Here is a 19,600-nt window from a genome sequence, read left to right on the forward strand (position 1 = left end):
AATGTGCAACATTGTTATTAAAATTGTTTCCAATATAGCGAAATAGGCTATGTTAACCACTATACGTACTTTAAAAGAATCAGGTGAAGTAAATGAAATTCAATTCGCTATATCGCATAACACTAATTGTTTGGATGTCAATTAAGTTCTTCCTACAGCTTGAACGCTTCCGAAGAAAAAGCAAGCATTCATGGGATCAAGAACAATGGAAAGCGTTGTTAAAGAAACAAGCAAAAGAGTACAAAGAAAAAGCGATTCGCCTTGAAGGATTACTCGTTAAGCTCGGTCAGTTTCTATCCACTAGAGCTGATATTCTTCCTAAGGTATTTCTAGAAGAAATTGAAGATCTTGTCGATCGCGTCCCCTCCTTCCCATGGGAGAAAGCGAAGCGAATCCTTGAAGATGAATGGGCTTCTGATTATGAAGACGTCATCAAGAATATATCCGAACGCCCCATTGCTTCAGCATCAATTGGTCAAGTGTATCGTGCACACTTATTATCAGGTGAGGAAGTGGCACTTAAGATTCGACGCCCTTCTATTCGCAAAATTATTAGAGCTGATTTCAAAGCACTTCGCATTGTGTTTTGGTTAATGGATACGTTCACTTCTTACGGTAATCAGCTTGATCTAGCTCGGTTATATGAAGAAATTCGACATGTTATTGAAGATGAACTAGATTTCAAAAAAGAATTGAAGAATGGACTTCATTTTCAGGAACGCTACAAAGACAACCAAGGTTATCGGATACCAGGTTACTTTCCTGAATGGTCAACTAAGAAAGTGCTCGTAATGGAATGGATGGAAGGCGCTCGCATTACGAACCTCTCATATATCGATGAGAATGACATTGACAGACAGGGTCTAGCTCGTAAGTTACTAGAAGGCTATCTAGAACAACTTTTACAAGAAGGGTATTTCCATGCTGATCCCCATTCAGGAAATATTCTTATTCAGCATGATGGAACGATTGTCTTTATTGATTTTGGAATGGTTGGACACATTGAAGCGCATGATGCCCTTTCCATTCGTAAGCTGATTACAGGGATAGTCCTTAGTCAATATAGAGATGTGACAGACGCACTCGAAGAACTCCGCTTTCTTCTACCCAATTCTGATAAACGTCAAGTAGAAAAAGCGATCCAAACACTCGTAACCCTATTTGTAGAACAAGATCTGACGATGATGGATGAAGATACGGCTGAACAAGTGTTAAGAGAAGTACAGAAGCTCGTAAATAAACAACCGATTCAACTACCTAGTGAATTCGCCTTCCTTGGACGAGCAATCTCGACCATCGTTGGTATCCTCTATACGCTTGATCCTGAGATTAATTTAATCGAGGAAGGTAAACCCATTGTACAGGAATGGATCAATCGGGAGGAATCATCTGATAAGCGGTATGATCCAACGAAAGTTCTAAGGCAGCTATATGCTCGCTTTACCTCTTTCGAAAATCCGTTAGAACGTCTTTCAAATGAACTCGATCAGCACAGAATCTGGGAAGAAACTGTTAAAAGAAAAGAATCCCACGCGAGGAGCTTGCTTTGGAACAAACATTATAGCTTCTGTTTTCTTGTCATTAGTGTGATCGGCTTCTTTGTTAGCCTATCCCTCAAGCTTCCTGATCTGTTCCTTGCAACATCGATAACTGGGGGGATTAGTTTACTATTACTCATCGTAAGTAACACAGTTGAAAAAAGAGTTTGGCACAAAAGGAGAGGTGATCCTAATGGATGACAACGTGATGAAAGAAACAACAGAAAAACTTGGTCGATCTGAAGTGAGAATAGAAGGTTTAACGGATGGTTACCGAATTACGGTAAAAGGAAATAAAGAAGAATTAAAACAAAAAAGACGCGTTGGGGGTGCTTTCATCAATCTATTAAAGCAACTAGAAAAAGCGGGTTACCGCCTACCATTTCCATTCTCGTGGATATTGCGATTCTGGAATAGGTACGCAAGACCTTAAATGTACGAAAGAGGGAGACAAAACGTCTCCCTCTTTCTATTTATTTTCCCCTATAATGTGTAAACCTTCTTGCGCAAGAGCGTAGTGGATTCCGTGCTGAAGAGTACTTAAACAAACCATTCCCTCAAGGTCAGCTCTCGACTGTACCATTAGCATACTTAGCTTTGGAGACACACCAACAAATATCGTATCAACTCCTAACAAACGACATGCGCTTACTAAGTTTTGCATTAAATCAATTGTATACTCATCCACTCCATAAATGCCGGTTAAATCCAGAATTAACGTATGTGCCTGATAGTCAGGTAATTGATTAAGCGTTTTTGTCATTAACTCTTCTGATCGTTCATCGTTAAAACGCCCAATTAGTGGAATGACAACAATGTTATCGAGAACAGGAATAATGGGCGATGATAGTTCCTTAATCAGATTTTGGAGTTCTTCTGTTCGCTCAGAAACTTTTTTCTCTAGCATGCCGATTTCTTCACGATTCTTCTCTTTAATCATAGAAAGAATATTCTCTTTAGGGGTAATGGAAGATGGAGAGAAAACATATTCTGAATAGTCGTCGCCCTCAATTTGACTCTTTACTACTCGATACCAAACACTCTCTCCAAAAAGACCACTAAAAACGCCAGCCCAATGCCCAGGAATAAACGTACCTTCTGTGGTTTTCTCCTGAGCTATGTTTAATTTGTATTCCCAGCTATTCCTCACTCGAACAACAGCTGTTTTTTCTTCGTTTGATACTTTATCTATTGTTGTAACACCCCAACCAGCGGTCAAATAGAGGTTTGGAAGAGACGAAACAATTTGCTCTACGTCCCCCATTGATTCATGGTAAAAGCCACTTACATTTTCACCTGTTCGGTACCCAGCTGTTTCAAGAACGAGACGAGCTTCTTCGTTTCCGGCTATTTCTTCTATGGAGTCAATAAATACTTTAAAAGCTGTATTGATCCAAAATAAAATAACGCCATCACCTTCATACGTAAACGTTCCTTCATTCATATCCCACTCCAACTGTAACCCATTTACATCTCTCGTATAGTGTCCAGTCGTTATTTCATTATTCATCATAAACCTCCACTGTTTAGATATCTTTCTAAGCCTACCATTCAATTACAATTCTTTCCTCTACGTGCTATTGTCTCAGATAATCTCTATATTGTCAGCATAAATTGAAAAGGGGGTCAGAGACGTGTCTGACCCCCTTTTCAATTTAAACAATCCATACTTATTGGTACAATAATGACGAAGATTGTTATATGCAAAACATATGATAGAAAGGGTGTTCGTATTGGAAAAAGCACAGGTGGCTGCTCTCATTACAAAAGTTCGTGAAACTTCACCACTCATTCATAACATTACAAATACAGTCGTTACGAACTTCACTGCAAATGGCCTTCTAGCAGCCGGAGCGAGCCCTGTGATGGCTTATGCACGTGAGGAAGTAGCTGATATGGCTAAACTAGCAGGTGCACTCGTACTAAACATCGGTACACTTACAGAAGAAGTGGTCGAAGCTATGCTACTTGCTGGTAAAGCTGCGAACGAGGTGGATATTCCCGTGATACTCGATCCAGTTGGGGCAGGTGCCACTCCCTATCGTACAGAAACGGCAAGACGGATATTGAAAGAAATTGATGTGCAGTTTATTAGAGGCAATGCTGCAGAGATCGCAAACATCGCAGGTAAAAAATGGGCAATAAAAGGTGTAGATGCAAGTGAAGGCCCTAGAAATCGTGATGCTCTTGCATCTAAAGCAGCTTCTATGTTCGGCTGTACCGTTGTTGTGACCGGAGAGATTGATACGATTTCAGATGGAACAACAACGACTCGTCTATCGAACGGTCATCGTATGCTAACGAAAGTAACTGGAACAGGCTGCTTACTTTCCTCTTTACTTGGTGCTTTTGCTGCTATTGAATCAGACCCACTTCTAGCAGCTTATGGAGCACTTGCATTCTATGGTGTAGCAAGCGAAATAGCAGCAGAACAGACAGGTGGCGATCGGCCTGGTAGCTTTCAAATTGAACTGCTAAATCAGCTTTCCCTCTTAACACCTGTACAAATTGAAGAAAGAATTCAATAGAACACCAAAAGGGAGCGTGGTTTATAACCACGCTCCCTTTCAGGAACAACTGAATTAACAAAAATGATAAGCAATGAAATAATGATCCTCTATCCCTTTAAACGTATAAACAACTTTTTCAAGTAACGGATGAAAGTAGACGATTAAATAATCTCCGCTTCGATCAATGATGCGTTTCCCTGCTTGATAAACGGGATAATCTTGCAAAGTGCATGATTCAGGTTCTAATTCAGAAGTGATCCACTCCATCACTTTTGTTTCTTCATCCATTACTTCCCCCTTGAGCCTGTATCTGATGAGTTCAAGCAAGTCTTTCGACAAGTTGAACTGCTTCATTTTACCATAGCTCTCGAACACGATTTTTGTAGTCTGTAGTAATGCTTTCCTCTTTAGTAGGTTACTCAAACCCCAGTCTAAACTTAATATTATACAAACTAGAACGAAATAGCTGAGGTTTAGTGACTAAATCACTCAATCTTCCCGTATAAACCCCCGCTAACAAAGTCTCTTATAAACGGTCCTTTACTTCTCTCCATCGTAATCAGCCTATCACTAGCTTAGCCTTTTGTCAGTATTTACCTTGATAATTTACAAGATAATGAAAAAACCCGAAGCATTCGCTTCAGGTTTTCCTTATAGAAACAGGCCAAAAATCGCAGCAAGAATGCCAAATACAATTGCAATAATATACCAGATAATCGCAAGTATGACAATCGCCCAGCCAATTCCTTTGCGCCCTGTTTGAATAAAGTAAATACCTAGAACGATCGGTCCAATAATTAAACCAATAATCGCCCAGAAAAACGCACTTTTATCACGCTTTCTTGCATCTACAAATAAATAAATAGCAATAGCAATATTGATAATAAACCCAAATGACGGATCCATAAGCTCACCTCGCTTCTCTACAAAATGATTCCCTAACGAGTGTGGCATTAAACTGAGTCTCTACATCTACTTTAAAAAGTTAAGGGAGATTGATGAAGAGTGACTGTTTCACCATTTTTTAGTTTATGCAACTGGATAGATTTCCGACTTTCGACGACTTACTCGCCTATAGTGGAGGAAGACTACAGAATCTAGTCGAATGGATTGGACTTAGTGTGTGCAACAAGAAAAAACCGTTTCTTATCATTTTGTTTACTCTATATTCTTTGTTTTGTAAATCGTTTTGAGAACTAGCTACATTCCATTGGTGATTGGAGCGAAAATCAACCACTACTCTTACAGAGGAAACAACAACGTTTACATAAAAGCACGGATACTTTTGGAGTATTTTGCAAATTGCACTTTGCTAGATTAGGATTATAATAGAGGGGAAAGCGTACTAGTTAGACGGAGGTAATATTATGAAAAAGGAAGAGAACAAACTTCCAAATGCAACAATTAAACGTCTCCCACTCTACCTCTCTTATTTGAAAAGCGTAAAGAAATCTGGACAGAAAGCCATTTCTTCTGTTGAGATTGGGAGTGCCCTTAATCTGAAATCTGATCTCGTGAGAAGAGACTTCTCCAAGATTAAAGCACCTGGACGAAAAGGAGCTGGCTACGAAGTTAAGAAACTCGTCAATCATCTTCACCACATCGTTAATGAGAATGCAGAACCAGAGGCTGCACTTATTGGTGCCGGACGTCTAGGAACTGCTCTACTTCATTACAATCATCTTAGGAAAGCATCCCCTAAAATAAAAATGGTTTTTGACAACAATCCAAAAGTTGTTGGGAAAACCATTGCAGGCGTTCCTGTTTATCATATTGATGAAATTCCTCAGCGTATGACACCTGGAATAACTGTTGCTATTCTCGCGATTCCTGCGGCATCCGCTCAACTCATTTCTGAAACTTTAACAGAGGCTGGCATCATGGGAATCATGAACTTCTCATCTGCTTATCTTAATCTACCGTCTAACATCCATCTTCATCAGATTGATTTAGCGAAAGAGCTTGATACTCTAGCATTTCTAATCAATTTCTTATAACAAGTGAACGACTGACGAATTCAGAGGTCAGTATTCGTTATGAATGTACAAAAAACGCTCATCCTTAGGATGAGCGCTACAAATGTTTTAGAAAATCAGCCTCAGAAATAACTTCAATGGAATGCCCCTGTGCGAGTAATGTTTCAGCACGTTCTAACTGGCTGTTTTTCACTCCATTTTTATAATTACGAAACGTAGCATTTCCGACAATTAGATAGTTCGTCGAAGCTTCTACATTGCGTTGCCACTTCCCTCCTAAATCAACAATACGTTGAATCGCTTCCTCCCTTTTCATCCTATCCAATTTGCCTGTAAACACAATGGAAGTATGATAAAAAGGATGATTTGTATCATGTTCAGAAGTAGCGGCTACAAATGATTCTGCCTGCTTCTTAGCTTGGCGTCGTTTGTTTAATTTAGCAGGTTCATAGCTTGTGTCAAACATCATTCCGTTCGTTGTGTTCGTTTTATCAACAAGCTCTTTCACATTGGTTGCACGTAATTCTTCTGCAGCCTTTAATAGAATTTCAGCAGACGCTCGTGCATCATCTAATGCATGGTGATGATCTAGTTCGATTCCTAGATAATCAGACACTACATTTAATTTATAACGAGGCAACGCCCACGTTTTCTTCGAAATGTTCACTGTACAATTGTAGGCAAGCATCGGATATGGAAGATTGTATTGATCAAGAACTGCTCGCAATACACTCATATCGAACTGAGCATTGTGTGCTACAAGAAACTTCCCTTCGAGTAGCTCTCGAATTTCACTCTCCCAAAGAACATCAAACTCTGGTGCATCAGCTACATCGTCTTTTGTAATACCGTGAATGCTTACATTAATACCAGCAAAATAATTTTGCTTTGGTTTAACTAGCCGATAATATTCTTTTTTCAACTTTCCCTTTTCATATTCAACAAGTCCAATTGAACAAACACTACCTCTTGAAGAATTGGCCGTTTCAAAATCTAGCGCTACAAAATCCATCGCTTAACTCCTTTTTTCACATCTATAAATCTATCTTAGAAGGTTCTGATATAATCGTCCAACTTTTTGTTCTACAAAAGGAGTAGCTGAAATCAGCTACTCCTTTTGTAGAACTATAGGATCTACTGGACTGTGCCTCCAGCTTGCGTATAACGGGCGTTAAACTCCTGCACGAATTGGTTAGTAATGTTTGTGTCGTGAATAATAAGCATATTCTCATCATTTATATCATTACCATTTGTACTCCAGTTCGTTGAACCAACGATGACAGTTGGATCACTGTTCGTATCAGCGTCGATAATCATTGTTTTACTATGAAGTTTACGAGATTCAGCATCCTTATATACAGGTGCTGCATTTGCCCAGCGTGTATTCGGGTTGTTCGTGCTTCCTGTTACCGTTTGGCCAGTCATCTCAATGCTTGCAGACCACCACTGGTTCCAGAAGCTGCTGTCAAAGACGCCTTTAACATCAAAACCAGTTAGCGTTCCTTGCTGATCTGTATAAGATCCTTCCCACTTATTCTTCAGTTCATCAACGAGAGCCTGATCACTCCATGCGAAAATGGTGAAATAGGTGTTAAGATCAGCTTCCAATTTCACAAGCTCAGCCATATGGTCTACTGCATTGTCTCCAGGTGAGAAATAAACTTCCATTTCTTTACCACCAATTGTTAATTCGTGAACGGTGTTATCTGTTTTACGTGAGCTAAAATCAGCATTCTGGACGTTAGGTGTTAACGTATTGCTACCCCACATTTCATTGAACTCAGTTTCATAAATGCCAGCAAGCTCAGAAGAATTCACTTCAACAACATGCTGCTGATTTCCATCTAATACTCCGTTTTGCATATTTTCATCTGATCCATAAAGACCAGTTACCGTGAAGTTCCAGCTACCAGTGAACACCCATTTATCATCGATAACCGCAAATTTATTATGCATTTGCGTGCCTGGTGAGTAGTACGTTCCATCGCTTTGCTGTTCTGCATCGACAAATAAATAACCAGTCATCTCTGTATTACCAACCATAATTGTTTTCTGTGGAAAATCGTCAGGTGAAGATGGAAGGCCGTGATCTGCTCGTTTCGCTTGATCTTCAACAGCAAGCATTGGTGAATCAGAAAGGATTGTAATGTCATCAGCAGTTCCAATCACCATGTCTTCTCCTCTTACCATTTCTTCCACATATAGTCTCATTAACTCAAAACGTTCGACATAATGAGGGTCTGTCGCATCCTTTGCATCCGCAATAACCCGTACATCTACGCCTTCCGCTGCTTTAGTAATTAAAGCATCTACTACTTTTGGAAGATTAATTTCATATGTAGCAAAATCGATACTTGATGTCGCACCATTAATGCGATTTAGTAGACGATCTTCAAGGTTCACATTATAATTCGCTTCATTTCCTGGAGATGCGTATTGGTCGAGCGCACATTTGTTAAAATACACATTGATCGCATCAGGTGCGTTTGAAACCTGATTCAAATGTTCAGCTGTATCTGTACATGCGCCTGTAGGGGTAGAGCCCTGTGAATTAGAGACTCCAGGAGTTCCAATTCCTTCAGCGTAACTACCTGTTGAAGTATTCCAGTTCGATGCATCTGTACCGCTACCATTCGAATCAATCCGCTCCATTGTCGCTTTCGTGTCATTATCGCCACTGTGCCAAGCATCAACGTTATCAATTAAAGCGCCACCCGAATCTCGTAACTCTAGTACTTCTCCGGTATTCCCCATTGCTCCACTATAAGTCTCATTCGCAGAAACCTCTGAAACTGTACTATCATCTGTTCTTTCAAGTAGATAATACCCGTTTGCAGGAATGGTTCCGGTTAATGGAATAGATGGAGTACCATCTGTAGAAGCCAGGTTCCAACCATCTAGAGAAACAGGAGAGCTAGTATTGTTGTATAGTTCAACCCATTCATCATTGTAGTCCGCTGTCGTCCCCATCCACGCAATTTCATTAATAACAACTTCACCTGAACTTGCCGCCTCCGCAGTCGGAGTTGGCATTGCAGGTGTAGCAATCGTTAAAGCTAGACTTGCAGTTGCAAGTAGTTTCACCATTTTCTTCATGTTGTGATCCTCCCCAGGAAATAAGATGCGTACCGGTTCATCTTACATAATTCGACGTTTTTTTTATAGGGTTTTCGTTAAAATAGTTTGTAAATTTCAAATTTACAATCAGAACCCTTCCAATAGATTGAATAATATTCTACTTATTGACAATAATGGATAACATCTCATGAAACTGGGGTAATGACCATGAATGAAATTGAAGTTTTTCTCTATTATTTTTATTTTGTTGTGATGATTTCTGCTGCTATTTACTTTTTCATACTTAGCAGGAAGCCAGAGGGTGTTCCGCTCTACGAATATGTGGTTGCGATTATGATTACCTCCTGGTCAGGAGTAGCGTACTTATCTATTGCTCTTGGACAAGGTTTTGTCGAGCGGGCTGATAAGACGATCTTTTTTGCACGATACCTGGATTGGCTTGTTTCTACACCCCTTCTCGTACTGGCCCTTGCCTTAACCGCTATGTTCTATGAAACGAAGAAAAACAAAGTTCTTATTGCATCGATCATGGCAACAGATGTTTTTATGATCCTAACAGGATTAATTGCCGATTTTTCGCCTGACTCCCTTAAATACATCTGGTACTCTCTCGGTGTGATTGCCCTCTTTATTATTCTCCTTATTACATGGATACCGTTAAAGAGAATCGCAGACCGTCACGAACAGCTATCCAAGCACTACAAACGTGTTGCCCTCTATCTCACTTTTTTCTGGTTACTTTATCCAACTGCATGGGTTCTCGGTGCATCTGGTATTGGAATGACTCAAGGCATCATTGATACACTAGCGTTCGTGATTCTGCCGATTTTCTCAAAAGTTGGCTTCGGGTTACTAGATCTACATGGTTTACGTAAACTTAAAACAAACTAAACGCAAAAAGCACCTGAACGATTACAGTTCAGGTGCTTTTTGAATGTTCCACGTAGGAATGAGTTTAAGCGACCATACTCTTTATCTACTTTCAATTTATTTCACAGCTTTAATAATCATTGTCGCCGGGAACTTCCTCGCTTTGTAGAGAGAATAATACCGGTCAGAGATTCCTGCTTCGCCTTTTTTATCATTCTCGGTAACATCACTTTCAATCACTTCTTGGATCGTAAATCCAGCTTTAATAAGTTCATTTATGTAGGTGCTCATTTTTCGTTTCTGGATAACCATTGTCGCATCCTCACCTTTGAAATTCAGAAACGTATGAGGACCTTCATCCTGATAAGAACCAGTTAGGGTAATTTGGCCATTAATGCTTTTTAAATGAACGTATAGTGGATGATCCCAGCTGAAAATAAAGCTCCCACCTTTTTTTAAATACGAATAGATCAACTTAAATGTTGCTTCTAAATCAGTCGTCCACCCAATCGCAAAAATGGAGTATACAACATCAAAATAATCTGCTGGCAATCCAATCTCTTCTTCCATTGGTGCACAATAAAGATGAGTGGTAAGATCCGCTAGCGTTTGTTCAGCAGTATGTTTCTGATTCAGAGACAGATCAACACCCCATAATTCACTCGCTCCAGCGTTTGCCATGTACCGTAACGAATGCCCGCTTCCATAGCCAATTTCAAGAACTTTCTTTTTGGCTAGATCGCCAAACAAGTTAAGCTCGTCCTCTGTTTGTGAGTATGGCCCATAGCTTGGTAAGGCATCCACTCCATCAAAGTGGTGTGCCACCACATTCCAGCTTTCTTTGTTTTGTGTAAGAACTTCTTTTTGCATTTTCACCTCTCCCTCCTACTTCAAGTTCGAGATCATACAAGAAAGCTCCTTTATTATAATAAGCAAAAACATCAAAAAGAGAACAGGTTGTCCTGTTCTCTTCTAGCGTTAACTTACTTTCGCTACGCTTTCATCTGTTTTCTTTTTGGAAGTTAGACGATCAACCAGACCTGAAAGTGCACCATCACCTGTCACGTTACAAGCTGTACCGAAGCTGTCCTGTGCAAGGTAAAGTGCAATCATAAGAGACACCATTGTTGAATCGAATCCAAGCATGCTTTCAAGCAAACCAATTGCTGCCATCACTGCACCACCTGGAACCCCAGGTGCCGCAATCATTGTAATACCAAGCATCAGAATAAAAGGAATAATTGATGCAAATGTTGGGTCCTGTCCATTCAGTAGCATGACGGCCATCGCGCAGGAAACAATGGTAATCGTACTTCCTGAGAGATGAATAGTTGCTAGTAGTGGAACACTGAAATCAGCAATCTTCTCGCGAACACCGTTCTTCTTTGTTTGTCTAAGCGTAACTGGAATGGTTGACGCTGATGACTGTGTACCTAGCGCTGTAAAGTAAGCCGGCATCATCTCTTTTAGAAGTTTAAACGGATTACGCGATGTCGCTGCACCTGTTACACTATATTGAATGAGAAGCATCGTCATATGAAGCAAAATAATCATAACGAACACTTTCGCAAATACACTAAGAATCGTTTGAACTTGTCCCGCGCTTGTCATGTTTGCAAAAATCCCCAAAATGTGAAGAGGAAGAAGCGGGATAATAACAAAGCTAATCACTTTTTCAATAATGGTGCGAAATTCTACCATAACACCTTTAAGCTGATTCCCTTTCATAGCTGCCATCCCAAGTCCGAGTGTAAATGCTAATACAAGCGCAGTCATAACGCCCATAATTGGTGGAATGTCGACTTGGAAGAATGGTTTCAGTAACGATTCTTCAGGATTCCCCATTTCAGAGGCAACGCCACCTGTTTCAAGGAATAATGGATAAAGGTTTCTAGCGGCGAAAAACGCAAGTAATCCTGCAAGAAATGTAGATAAATACGCTACAGAAGTCGTAATACCTATTAACTTACCAGCTCCCTTTCCAATCTCACCAATTCCAGGTGCAATGAAGCCTATGATAATAAGCGGAATCGCGAATCCAAGAAAGTTCCCGAAAATTCCGTTGAATGTCGCAAACACTCGTACAATCCAGTCCGGAAAGTATGCTCCAATCACAATTCCGAGCGTAATGGCAATAAGAATACGTGGCAATAGTCCAATTTTCTTCATAGTGTCCTCCATACAAAAACATTTGTCCTTCTCAGATGTAATATATGTGTACTTTACTAAAAACACAGCATTCTAGCAAGGCATTTGTATCAAAAAAAGTTTTTATTACAAAACTTTTACCAAATTGCCCCAACCAGAATAACAAAAGCGCAAGCACACGGTCTCCCGCTAAGCGCTTGCGCCATTCTTTATTTAATCAGACTAAGAGACTTCAAAGATCAGTCACTTCCTGTTACAAAATCATCTTCTTTCATTGATGCGAGAACAAAGCCACCTGTTACACGGTCATTCTCTTTCACATGAAGTTCAGAAATTTCTCCGCTGACACCTAGCGTAACTTTCTCTGTATTGCCCTGCCCGTTGCGAATGACAAACATTGGCTCCCATTCGTATACACGAGATGCGTGATTGACGAATATCTTTTCGATTACTCCCTCACATGGACAGACCACTGAACGATTCATGAATTGTTTCCCCTTTCGTGCATGTAATGGTTCCTTTTAGGAACGGTTCTTATATACTTTCATGATATGTCTCACTTGCATTTCTATGATGCGAAACAATTGAAATCTAAACCTTGCGTCCATTTTACCTGCTTTTTTGAATTTGACAACCCCTTAAATCCGTTGATTTTTTCTTGTCCTTAAAGAAAACGCTTCATCTCTTTGTAAAATAAAAAAAGAAGCCTGATTGATTGGATTCAGGCATTCTCTTCCATTTTATTCTTTGTATCTTTATCGATTTCTTCTCGTAATGATTTTAGAATAACATGGTGATCGGCATATTCACTGCCGTAAGTAAGGTTAAATGCGTAATCAAACCCAGGTGGATTTGTGCCCTGTGTATGTTGGATAATCGTTTCGATTTTATCCAGCGCTTTTACGAATTTCGCTTCATTTGTTATACCTCGATTATATTCTTTGCAAAGAGTTAGAATGGAATTGCTTTTCGTAAGTGGCAATGAGGAAGTTAGCTTCTTCACTGCTTCTTCTTCTTTTCTTATTTTTTCTTGTTGATCAACTTTTATTGTCGCTGAAATATCGCCATCATAGGCCTCACCTAAATCGTGTACAAGACACATGTAGATCACTCTGTTCATGTTTAGTTCTGGGAACTGATCATTAAGTGCGAGTGCAAACATTGCGAGCCTCCAGGAATGCTCTGCTACACTTTCTCGTCTTCCGCTTTTCATATAAGCTGTTCGAGTCGTATCTTTTAATCTTTCGAGTTCTTTGATGAAAGTAATTATTTCCACTGCATCCATAATCGACACTCCTCTTCAAAAGGTGTTTATGTTCTATATATGTTAAAGAACATAGTTCTGCCCCTTTCTTTGTCGTTTTTGATATGAATGACTAGAGTAGATATAAATAAAATCGAGTAGCTTCACAGGCACCACCCGATTTAACTCGTTTTTTGTCGAATACTTTCTTCTTATATAATTTTTCTTATTCTCGCTATCAGAAGTAGAAATAAAGGGAGTAGAAATCCATAAGTTGAAGCGTAGAAAATCCAGGTTTTGGAGATGAACTCTTGCACATAAACAATATCAGGATAACTAATTTTAGCTAATACAATGGTAATAATCCCTAGTGGAAAGAGGAGCGGTCGATAATCTTCCATTTCAATCACTTGAGATAATCCTAGCGCAGAAACATAGTACAAGAGGACTAATTTAAAGTAAATTGACAACATCCACATAATTGCAACTATGACTTCAATTCGCTGAATAAATTGTCCTATGTTAACTTTTTTAGCAAGAACATATGTTGGATATGTATTTCTTGCTGTGAAGTCTACCCCCAGTACAAGTAGGCATAAGACTATTACGGCAAACAGCATTAGTCCCCCAACTATAGTGCCTTTTAGAAAATCTCTTCTAACACTTTTAGTAGCATTAACAGATGGATGAATCATTAAAAAAATGATTAGCTCTAGAAATGGTAGACCTATAAAAGGTAGAGTGGCTCTTAGAATAGGCTTGAAACCTCCATCGAACACTGGTTGGATATTTTCGAACTTAATTTCCGGTAGAAGAAGAACGACAAGAATAAATAACAAACCGAAAACCCACGGAAAGAAAATTTCACAAGCGCGTGCTATTGTTTCAATCCCTAATCTAGCCCCCATTATAATCACCACTAAAAAAACAGCAAAAATAACCTCTAGAGGAGTTTCAATGAGAATTTGGGTTGTAAAGAAATCACCTATGTTACGAAGGACAAGTGCAGCTAGCAAAAAAGTGAAACTAAAGAAGGACAATGAAGCCATTTTACCGAGCCACTTTCCAAGAATTCTTTCATTGGCTTGAATAATTGTGAGATCTGGAAATTTGTTAATGAACAAGCTATAGAAAAAAACAAGGAGGATACCTATTACTCCAGCTAGGGTGGCTGCCATCCACGCATCTTGTTTCGCTTCACCTGCAAGTGAAGAAGGTATGATCAAAATTGAACTTCCAATGATATAAAGTGAGACTAACCAGGTTAATTGACGCGAATTGATTGTTTCTCGTTTCAAGCTTTACACCTTCCTTAAGGCTCCTATATTAGGTTCTTCGATTCCATGCCATGGGCTTAAATGTAATCAAAAAGAAAGAGAAGCAACACTGTAAAGAAGACAGACAGAGGAAGAGCGAGGCGTTTATTCACATGATGAAGATGCACCATTGGAAACATCACTGTTAAAAATAGTAAAGACCACCCTAAATTCCATCCATTGTGGTAAGTGATGATGTTCATCCATGATGCGACACATTCAACTATCCAAAAGACAATTATCCATTTACCGTTATAAATGATCATTCTAACTATGCCTTCAGTGGGAAAGTTAGATAAATAAACAAATGCCGATAGTGGGTTAATAATTAAGTTATGAACAAAATGAGTGTTTGTCCTATTAATAAAGGAGTCTTCTTGAAGTTCCCACAATAGAAAATGTTCATGCGAAATATATTCATATACAAACGTCGCTAGAGCTATATAAAGCATACTAGGATAATATTTTTCCCAATTACGCCAATCCCCTTTCCAAATAGAAAGGAAGATGACGAATAATCCAAGGAATAAGTTCATTTTTTTCTCCTCTTTCTACCCTGTTACCATTAAGAGGGGCATGGAGTGTTTAAATCAATGGAAATGTCTATGTAATAAGGTCATCATGATGATCCATTTGCGGAGGTTCCTCCATCCAATTATTCGCAATCATTAATTCAACACCCTCACGCGCGTATTCATAGACATCTTTAGCAAACACTCCTGATTTCAAAATCAAATCATTCCGCAAACCGAACGCAGCACCAAAGCTCTGTCCACCTATACCAAAGTTACTCAACAGGTACGTACAATACATCATTAATTTATCCGTAAAAGGCGCCTCTTGTGAGGTTGTCACGTTGCCTCCAGGTGTAGCAGGTATTTGAATATCTTCTTGCTGAAGAATTTTACCTGTTTCTATAATGATCTCTTTCGAAAGTTCTTTTCCTTTTCTAAAATACTTTCTCACTTTCTCATCATGGGCAGTTTGAGCAAACCCAGTTATCATTTGCATACCTGTAATATTCGTTTCAATACTATGGTAGAGGTAAGCAAATTCAATTGTACTAATCGCTCGTTTTGAGCCAAAAAGACTAGATCTCTTCATGTATTTCTTGTCAGTAATAAATTCAACTGACTCTGGTGCGGATATATATGTTGGACGTGGAAGAATACCAAGGGTAAGGAGATATTGAGTAAATTCATTATAATAGGTTTGTGTGAGATGCGTTAGGTCCATATACAACTTAACGATGTCTTCTCTATACGCCATGCTCAAGTGCAAGGTATACATCGCCATGCTAATTTCTTTTAATACACGCATGAACATAATGTCAAAGCCATGATCATATAGCTTTGAAGCATTTTTAAACACATCATCACTTGTGAATCCTATTGGTACTGCAGCCCCTTCATTTTGAAACATCACTTCTATTTGCTTCACTTTCGGATTCAGTTTCTTCCATAATCCTTCCATTAAATGTTTGGCTTTCTTATCATCTGATTTCTCAATAAAGTACTCCAGCATCCTCAGAATCACTGTTTTCTTTTGATAAGTCATCCACAATGCACCGATCTCTGTTGAACTCATTTTCGGTTTGTTTGCCATTAGAACAATTTCCCCCTCGATCAGCCTTGTCGTACTATTATTTATACAGAAGGTAGTATGTGACTCTCTTAATCATTTATACATTCACCTACCTAACACTGAATCGTTAAAGTCAGGGATAAAAAAGACTCAAGGTGACAAGATACATAGTAGATTATGCCTGAGGAGTTTTGCTATGAAACGTATCCGTAAATTGGGTGAAAGAAGAAAAAAAAGACCTACTGTAAATGAACAAACGACTCCTTCTTCACAAAACGTATCCTCTTTCCACTTCAGCCTTAAGAAAAACATCGAACACATCAAAAAAACACTTGGCGAAAGTTCGGACGTTGTCATTAGAGAATTTAAAGCAGGTGTTGATGGATCAATGCATCTTGCTGTGTTCTATACGGACGGTCTAGCAGACAAAGCTATGGTTCAGGATTTTATTATTGAACCGTTAATGCTTGATATCCGTCAATCAGATCTTACAAGTGACGCCTTTCGAAACAAAAGTCATCTCGATATCTTAAAAACGTTTTCACTCGCTTCAGGAGAAATGATTCCAATAATAGATTTTGATACACTCTTTCAACATGTGTTATCAGGTGATACAGCAATTCTTATTGATGGAGAGGCACAAGGAGTTGCGATTGGTTCAAGAGGATGGGAAGATCGCGGTGTTAATGAGCCAACATCCCAAACGGTTATTCGTGGTCCAAAAGATGGATTCACGGAAACACTTCGAACGAATACAGCGCTCATCCGTCGAAAGATTAAAGATCCTAACCTCTGGATTGAAACAACTCCAATTGGAACAAAGACGATGACAGATGTGGCTCTTATATATTTGAACGGTGTTGTTGAGCCGAAGCTGGTCGATGAAGTACGTGAGCGTCTTAGTCGCATTAATATAGATGGAATTCTTGAAAGTGCCAATATTGAAGAACTGATACAAGATGAGACGTACTCCCCATTCCCGACAATCTTCAACTCTGAAAGGCCGGATACAGTTGCTGCTGGTCTTCTTGAAGGACGGATTGCAATCATTATCGATGGAACACCATTTGTGCTACTCGTTCCTGCACTATTTGTCCAATTCTTTCAATCAAGTGAGGACTATTACCAGCGCTTTGATCAAGGTGTGCTCATTCGACTTCTTCGCTATCTTTCATTTTTTCTAGCGCTACTCACTCCATCAGCCTACATTGCTGTCACCACTTTTCATCAAGAGATGCTCCCAACCCCGCTTCTCGTAAGTCTTGCTGCACAGCGAGAAGGAATCCCTTTCCCTGCATTGATTGAAGCAGTTCTAATGGAGCTTACCTTTGAAATACTGCGTGAAGCAGGTGTACGTATGCCGAGAGCAGTTGGCTCTGCCATCTCTATCGTTGGAGCTCTTGTACTCGGGCAGGCAGCAGTAGAAGCGGGAATTGTCTCAAATGCTATGGTTATCGTCGTCTCAATCACTGCCATTAGTAGTTTTGTTATGCCTGCCTTTAACATGGCCATTTCCGTTCGTATTCTTCGATTTCCGTTTATGATTCTTGCAGCGACTTTTGGCTTATTTGGTATTATTCTCGGCCTTATCGCAATGGTGCTCCACCTTTGTGGTCTTCGTTCTTTTGGTGCACCTTACATGTCACCTATGGCTCCTCTTGTGATGAAGGATCAAAAAGATGCTATTTTTCGTGCTCCGCAGTGGGCCCTGCTTTCGCGACCAGCATTTATGAGCAAAAATACAACGCGAAATCAAACTTCGTCTCCAAAACCGGATTCAAAATGAACATTTGATTAGAAGGTGGATAAGAACATGAAACGTTTTGTATGTCATCTCCTCCCCCTTGTCCTATGCTTAATTACACTTACAAGCTGTTGGAGTAGCAAAGAACTTAACCAGGTTGCAATTGCAACTGCTATCGGTATTGATAAAAGCGACGATGGTTATTTACTCTCTGTCCAAATACTAAATCCAGGCGAAATTGTTTCACAAAATCCAACGAGCCGTGCAGCTGTCACTACGTATCGAACGAGTGGTGAAACATTATTTCAAGCATTTCGCAGGTTAACAGTTGAAGCTCCACGTAAAGTATATTTCTCACACGTCCAAAAAGTGGTATTCGGTGAAGAATTAGCAAAAAGTGGCATCTTAAAAACGCTCGACTTTCTCTCACGAGACCATGAAATGCGAACAGATTTCTTACTTGTTATTGCGAAAGACACTAAAGCAGAAGAACTTCTTAATATCCTTACACCAATGGATAAAATCCCAGCGAGTAAAATGGTATCTTCCCTTGAGATGTCTGAGAAAAACTGGGCTCCGACTCATACCGTCAAGTTAGATGAGTTAATTAATACACTTGTAGGAGATGGGGTTGAGGCAGTTCTCACAGGAATTAATCTGAAGGGGGATCCTGAAATTGGAATGGATATGAAAAATGTAGAGAAAGTAGACCCACCAACGACGATCCAAATTGGAAATATCGGCGTATTTAAAGGTGATAAGCTTGTAGGTTGGCTAAACGAAGATGAAAGCAAAGGATTCAATTATCTACAAGATAATGTGGAAAGTACCATTATAAATGTTCCATGCTCTGACAACGCTGCATCAGTTGAAGTGATTAATACCAACACTAAATTAAAGATCCAATTAAAAAACCACATCCCTACTGTTACAGCTACCATTCGAATGGAAGGTAACGTAGGAGATGTTGAGTGCAGCATGGACTTTACAAACCCCAAGAACCTTGAAGAACTTGAAAACAAAGTTGAGAATGATGTGAAAGACAAGATGGAAAAGTCAGTTAAAGCAGCTAAAGAGTTGAATAGCGATATCTTTGGCTTTGGAACTTTACTTTACAGAAGTAACCCAAATGAGTGGAAAGTAATGAAAAAAAACTGGGACGATGATTTCCAAGAAGTTAAAGTGAATTATGAAGTACACGCAACCATACCGCGTCTCGGAACCATTACAGAATCCTTCCAAAGAAAAGGAGATGACTAGTGTGTGGTTCGCCTTAATAATTGGAATAATTATTCTCGCTTTTAGTATCGTAGAAATTCCTGAATTTAGGAAAAACAAGAAAAAGAAAGAGCTATGGACTTACTCCATTCTCCTTCTTATTGGGTATCCCCTATTAGTTGCTCAAATCATACATGTACACCTTGCTAACCCATTGGACCTTATCACATTTGTATATAAGCCAATGAGTCAGTTTCTCTTTGCCCTGCTTAGGTAGTGCCTGTGGTCAAGCCCCCTAAATATGGACACAGTCAAAATCCGAAATTTTAACTCGCTTTTTTATAGTTTTTATAGAACGCTGACGGTGAAGCGAAT

The 19,600-nt window shown here is 39.4% G+C and carries 20 protein-coding genes; 8 read left to right on the forward strand and 12 right to left on the reverse strand.

The features are described 5' to 3' along the window. Positions 1-92: 92 nt before the first annotated feature. The gene (locus JI666_RS16725) at positions 93-1,739 is read left to right on the forward strand and encodes an ABC1 kinase family protein (RefSeq protein ID WP_206893943.1); all 1,647 of its coding nucleotides are present in this window, start codon (positions 93-95) and stop codon (positions 1,737-1,739) included. Further along, entirely contained in the window at positions 1,732-1,971 is a 240-nt protein-coding gene (locus tag JI666_RS16730) for a hypothetical protein (RefSeq protein ID WP_206893944.1), read from the forward strand. Before JI666_RS16725 ends, JI666_RS16730 begins: the two co-directional genes overlap by 8 nt. A gap of 36 nt (positions 1,972-2,007) precedes the next feature. On the opposite strand, the gene JI666_RS16735 is transcribed toward JI666_RS16730, so the two are convergent. Further along, complete coding sequence (locus JI666_RS16735) at positions 2,008-3,048, reverse strand: STAS domain-containing protein (RefSeq protein ID WP_206893945.1); 1,041 nt, start codon at positions 3,046-3,048, stop codon at positions 2,008-2,010. Positions 3,049-3,271: 223 nt separating this feature from the next. Here JI666_RS16735 and thiM point away from each other — a divergent pair, with 223 nt between their 5' ends. Further along, positions 3,272-4,066: a hydroxyethylthiazole kinase gene (gene thiM / locus JI666_RS16740; protein WP_286170910.1), complete on the forward strand. Its 795-nt coding sequence runs from the start codon at positions 3,272-3,274 to the stop codon at positions 4,064-4,066. A gap of 54 nt (positions 4,067-4,120) precedes the next feature. Here thiM and JI666_RS16745 read toward each other — a convergent pair whose 3' ends face one another. Both JI666_RS16745 and JI666_RS16750 read right to left on the reverse strand, forming a co-directional pair. After that, complete coding sequence (locus tag JI666_RS16745) at positions 4,121-4,336, reverse strand: hypothetical protein (RefSeq protein WP_206893947.1); 216 nt, start codon at positions 4,334-4,336, stop codon at positions 4,121-4,123. A 363-nt stretch (positions 4,337-4,699) separates the two neighbouring features. Further along, positions 4,700-5,002 carry a hypothetical protein gene (locus JI666_RS16750; protein ID WP_349769351.1) on the reverse strand — a complete coding sequence of 101 codons (303 nt, stop codon included), beginning with the start codon at positions 5,000-5,002 and terminating at the stop codon, positions 4,700-4,702. A gap of 413 nt (positions 5,003-5,415) precedes the next feature. On the opposite strand from JI666_RS16750, the gene JI666_RS16755 reads away from it, so the two are divergent. Further along, positions 5,416-6,045, forward strand: coding sequence for a redox-sensing transcriptional repressor Rex (locus tag JI666_RS16755; RefSeq protein ID WP_206893948.1), 630 nt, complete (start codon positions 5,416-5,418; stop codon positions 6,043-6,045). Between the two features lie 76 nt (positions 6,046-6,121). Here JI666_RS16755 and JI666_RS16760 read toward each other — a convergent pair whose 3' ends face one another. Further along, entirely contained in the window at positions 6,122-7,036 is a 915-nt protein-coding gene (locus JI666_RS16760) for an exonuclease domain-containing protein (RefSeq protein WP_206893950.1), read from the reverse strand. 122 nt (positions 7,037-7,158) lie between these two features. Beyond that, the gene (locus tag JI666_RS16765; protein ID WP_206893952.1) at positions 7,159-9,120 is read right to left on the reverse strand and encodes a phospholipase D-like domain-containing protein; all 1,962 of its coding nucleotides are present in this window, start codon (positions 9,118-9,120) and stop codon (positions 7,159-7,161) included. Between the two features lie 189 nt (positions 9,121-9,309). Between JI666_RS16765 and JI666_RS16770 the strand changes: the two genes are divergently transcribed. Further along, a complete protein-coding gene (locus JI666_RS16770) occupies positions 9,310-9,993 on the forward strand; it encodes a bacteriorhodopsin (RefSeq protein WP_206893960.1) in 684 nt (227 codons plus the stop codon). A 96-nt stretch (positions 9,994-10,089) separates the two neighbouring features. On the opposite strand, the gene JI666_RS16775 is transcribed toward JI666_RS16770, so the two are convergent. From JI666_RS16775 to JI666_RS16805, 7 genes are all read right to left on the reverse strand, one after another. Beyond that, a complete protein-coding gene (locus JI666_RS16775; RefSeq protein WP_206893999.1) occupies positions 10,090-10,842 on the reverse strand; it encodes a class I SAM-dependent methyltransferase in 753 nt (250 codons plus the stop codon). A 108-nt stretch (positions 10,843-10,950) separates the two neighbouring features. Continuing rightward, positions 10,951-12,141, reverse strand: a complete 1,191-nt coding sequence (locus JI666_RS16780; RefSeq protein ID WP_206893962.1) for a dicarboxylate/amino acid:cation symporter — start codon at positions 12,139-12,141, stop codon at positions 10,951-10,953. 218 nt (positions 12,142-12,359) lie between these two features. After that, a complete protein-coding gene (locus JI666_RS16785) occupies positions 12,360-12,605 on the reverse strand; it encodes a biotin/lipoyl attachment domain-containing protein (RefSeq protein WP_206893964.1) in 246 nt (81 codons plus the stop codon). A 236-nt stretch (positions 12,606-12,841) separates the two neighbouring features. After that, on the reverse strand, positions 12,842-13,405 hold the full coding sequence (locus tag JI666_RS16790) for an HD domain-containing protein (RefSeq protein ID WP_206893966.1): 564 nt from the start codon (positions 13,403-13,405) through the stop codon (positions 12,842-12,844). A gap of 170 nt (positions 13,406-13,575) precedes the next feature. Beyond that, positions 13,576-14,661 carry a GerAB/ArcD/ProY family transporter gene (locus JI666_RS16795; RefSeq protein WP_206893970.1) on the reverse strand — a complete coding sequence of 362 codons (1,086 nt, stop codon included), beginning with the start codon at positions 14,659-14,661 and terminating at the stop codon, positions 13,576-13,578. A gap of 56 nt (positions 14,662-14,717) precedes the next feature. Beyond that, a complete protein-coding gene (locus tag JI666_RS16800; protein WP_206893971.1) occupies positions 14,718-15,215 on the reverse strand; it encodes a CBO0543 family protein in 498 nt (165 codons plus the stop codon). Between the two features lie 67 nt (positions 15,216-15,282). Beyond that, positions 15,283-16,284, reverse strand: a complete 1,002-nt coding sequence (locus tag JI666_RS16805; protein WP_206893972.1) for a DUF3231 family protein — start codon at positions 16,282-16,284, stop codon at positions 15,283-15,285. Positions 16,285-16,459: 175 nt separating this feature from the next. On the opposite strand from JI666_RS16805, the gene JI666_RS16810 reads away from it, so the two are divergent. Genes JI666_RS16810 through JI666_RS16820 form a run of 3 tightly spaced genes read left to right on the forward strand, consistent with a single transcriptional unit; the run spans position 16,460 to position 19,502 of the window. Next, complete coding sequence (locus tag JI666_RS16810; RefSeq protein ID WP_206893974.1) at positions 16,460-18,049, forward strand: spore germination protein; 1,590 nt, start codon at positions 16,460-16,462, stop codon at positions 18,047-18,049. A 27-nt stretch (positions 18,050-18,076) separates the two neighbouring features. Continuing rightward, on the forward strand, positions 18,077-19,267 hold the full coding sequence (locus JI666_RS16815; RefSeq protein WP_206893976.1) for a Ger(x)C family spore germination protein: 1,191 nt from the start codon (positions 18,077-18,079) through the stop codon (positions 19,265-19,267). Position 19,268: 1 nt separating this feature from the next. After that, positions 19,269-19,502, forward strand: a complete 234-nt coding sequence (locus JI666_RS16820; protein ID WP_206893978.1) for a hypothetical protein — start codon at positions 19,269-19,271, stop codon at positions 19,500-19,502. The last annotated feature ends 98 nt before the right edge of the window (positions 19,503-19,600 follow it).

Origin of the sequence: Bacillus sp. NTK071 (assembly GCF_017303315.1) — a bacterium.
Lineage (GTDB): Bacteria > Bacillota > Bacilli > Bacillales > Guptibacillaceae > Guptibacillus.

Coding starts and splice junctions, on each gene's coding strand:
- JI666_RS16785 (WP_206893964.1), bottom strand. CDS start 12,605: ATGAATCGTTCAGTGGTCTGTCCATGTGAGGGAGTAATCGAAAAGATA.
- JI666_RS16775 (WP_206893999.1), bottom strand. CDS start 10,842: ATGCAAAAAGAAGTTCTTACACAAAACAAAGAAAGCTGGAATGTGGTG.
- JI666_RS16760 (WP_206893950.1), bottom strand. CDS start 7,036: ATGGATTTTGTAGCGCTAGATTTTGAAACGGCCAATTCTTCAAGAGGT.
- JI666_RS16810 (WP_206893974.1), top strand. CDS start 16,460: ATGAAACGTATCCGTAAATTGGGTGAAAGAAGAAAAAAAAGACCTACT.
- JI666_RS16815 (WP_206893976.1), top strand. CDS start 18,077: ATGAAACGTTTTGTATGTCATCTCCTCCCCCTTGTCCTATGCTTAATT.
- JI666_RS16805 (WP_206893972.1), bottom strand. CDS start 16,284: ATGGCAAACAAACCGAAAATGAGTTCAACAGAGATCGGTGCATTGTGG.
- JI666_RS16780 (WP_206893962.1), bottom strand. CDS start 12,141: ATGAAGAAAATTGGACTATTGCCACGTATTCTTATTGCCATTACGCTC.
- JI666_RS16730 (WP_206893944.1), top strand. CDS start 1,732: ATGGATGACAACGTGATGAAAGAAACAACAGAAAAACTTGGTCGATCT.
- JI666_RS16750 (WP_349769351.1), bottom strand. CDS start 5,002: ATGCCACACTCGTTAGGGAATCATTTTGTAGAGAAGCGAGGTGAGCTT.
- JI666_RS16770 (WP_206893960.1), top strand. CDS start 9,310: ATGAATGAAATTGAAGTTTTTCTCTATTATTTTTATTTTGTTGTGATG.
- JI666_RS16790 (WP_206893966.1), bottom strand. CDS start 13,405: ATGGATGCAGTGGAAATAATTACTTTCATCAAAGAACTCGAAAGATTA.
- JI666_RS16725 (WP_206893943.1), top strand. CDS start 93: ATGAAATTCAATTCGCTATATCGCATAACACTAATTGTTTGGATGTCA.
- JI666_RS16800 (WP_206893971.1), bottom strand. CDS start 15,215: ATGAACTTATTCCTTGGATTATTCGTCATCTTCCTTTCTATTTGGAAA.
- JI666_RS16755 (WP_206893948.1), top strand. CDS start 5,416: ATGAAAAAGGAAGAGAACAAACTTCCAAATGCAACAATTAAACGTCTC.
- JI666_RS16765 (WP_206893952.1), bottom strand. CDS start 9,120: ATGAAGAAAATGGTGAAACTACTTGCAACTGCAAGTCTAGCTTTAACG.
- JI666_RS16735 (WP_206893945.1), bottom strand. CDS start 3,048: ATGAATAATGAAATAACGACTGGACACTATACGAGAGATGTAAATGGG.
- JI666_RS16745 (WP_206893947.1), bottom strand. CDS start 4,336: ATGGATGAAGAAACAAAAGTGATGGAGTGGATCACTTCTGAATTAGAA.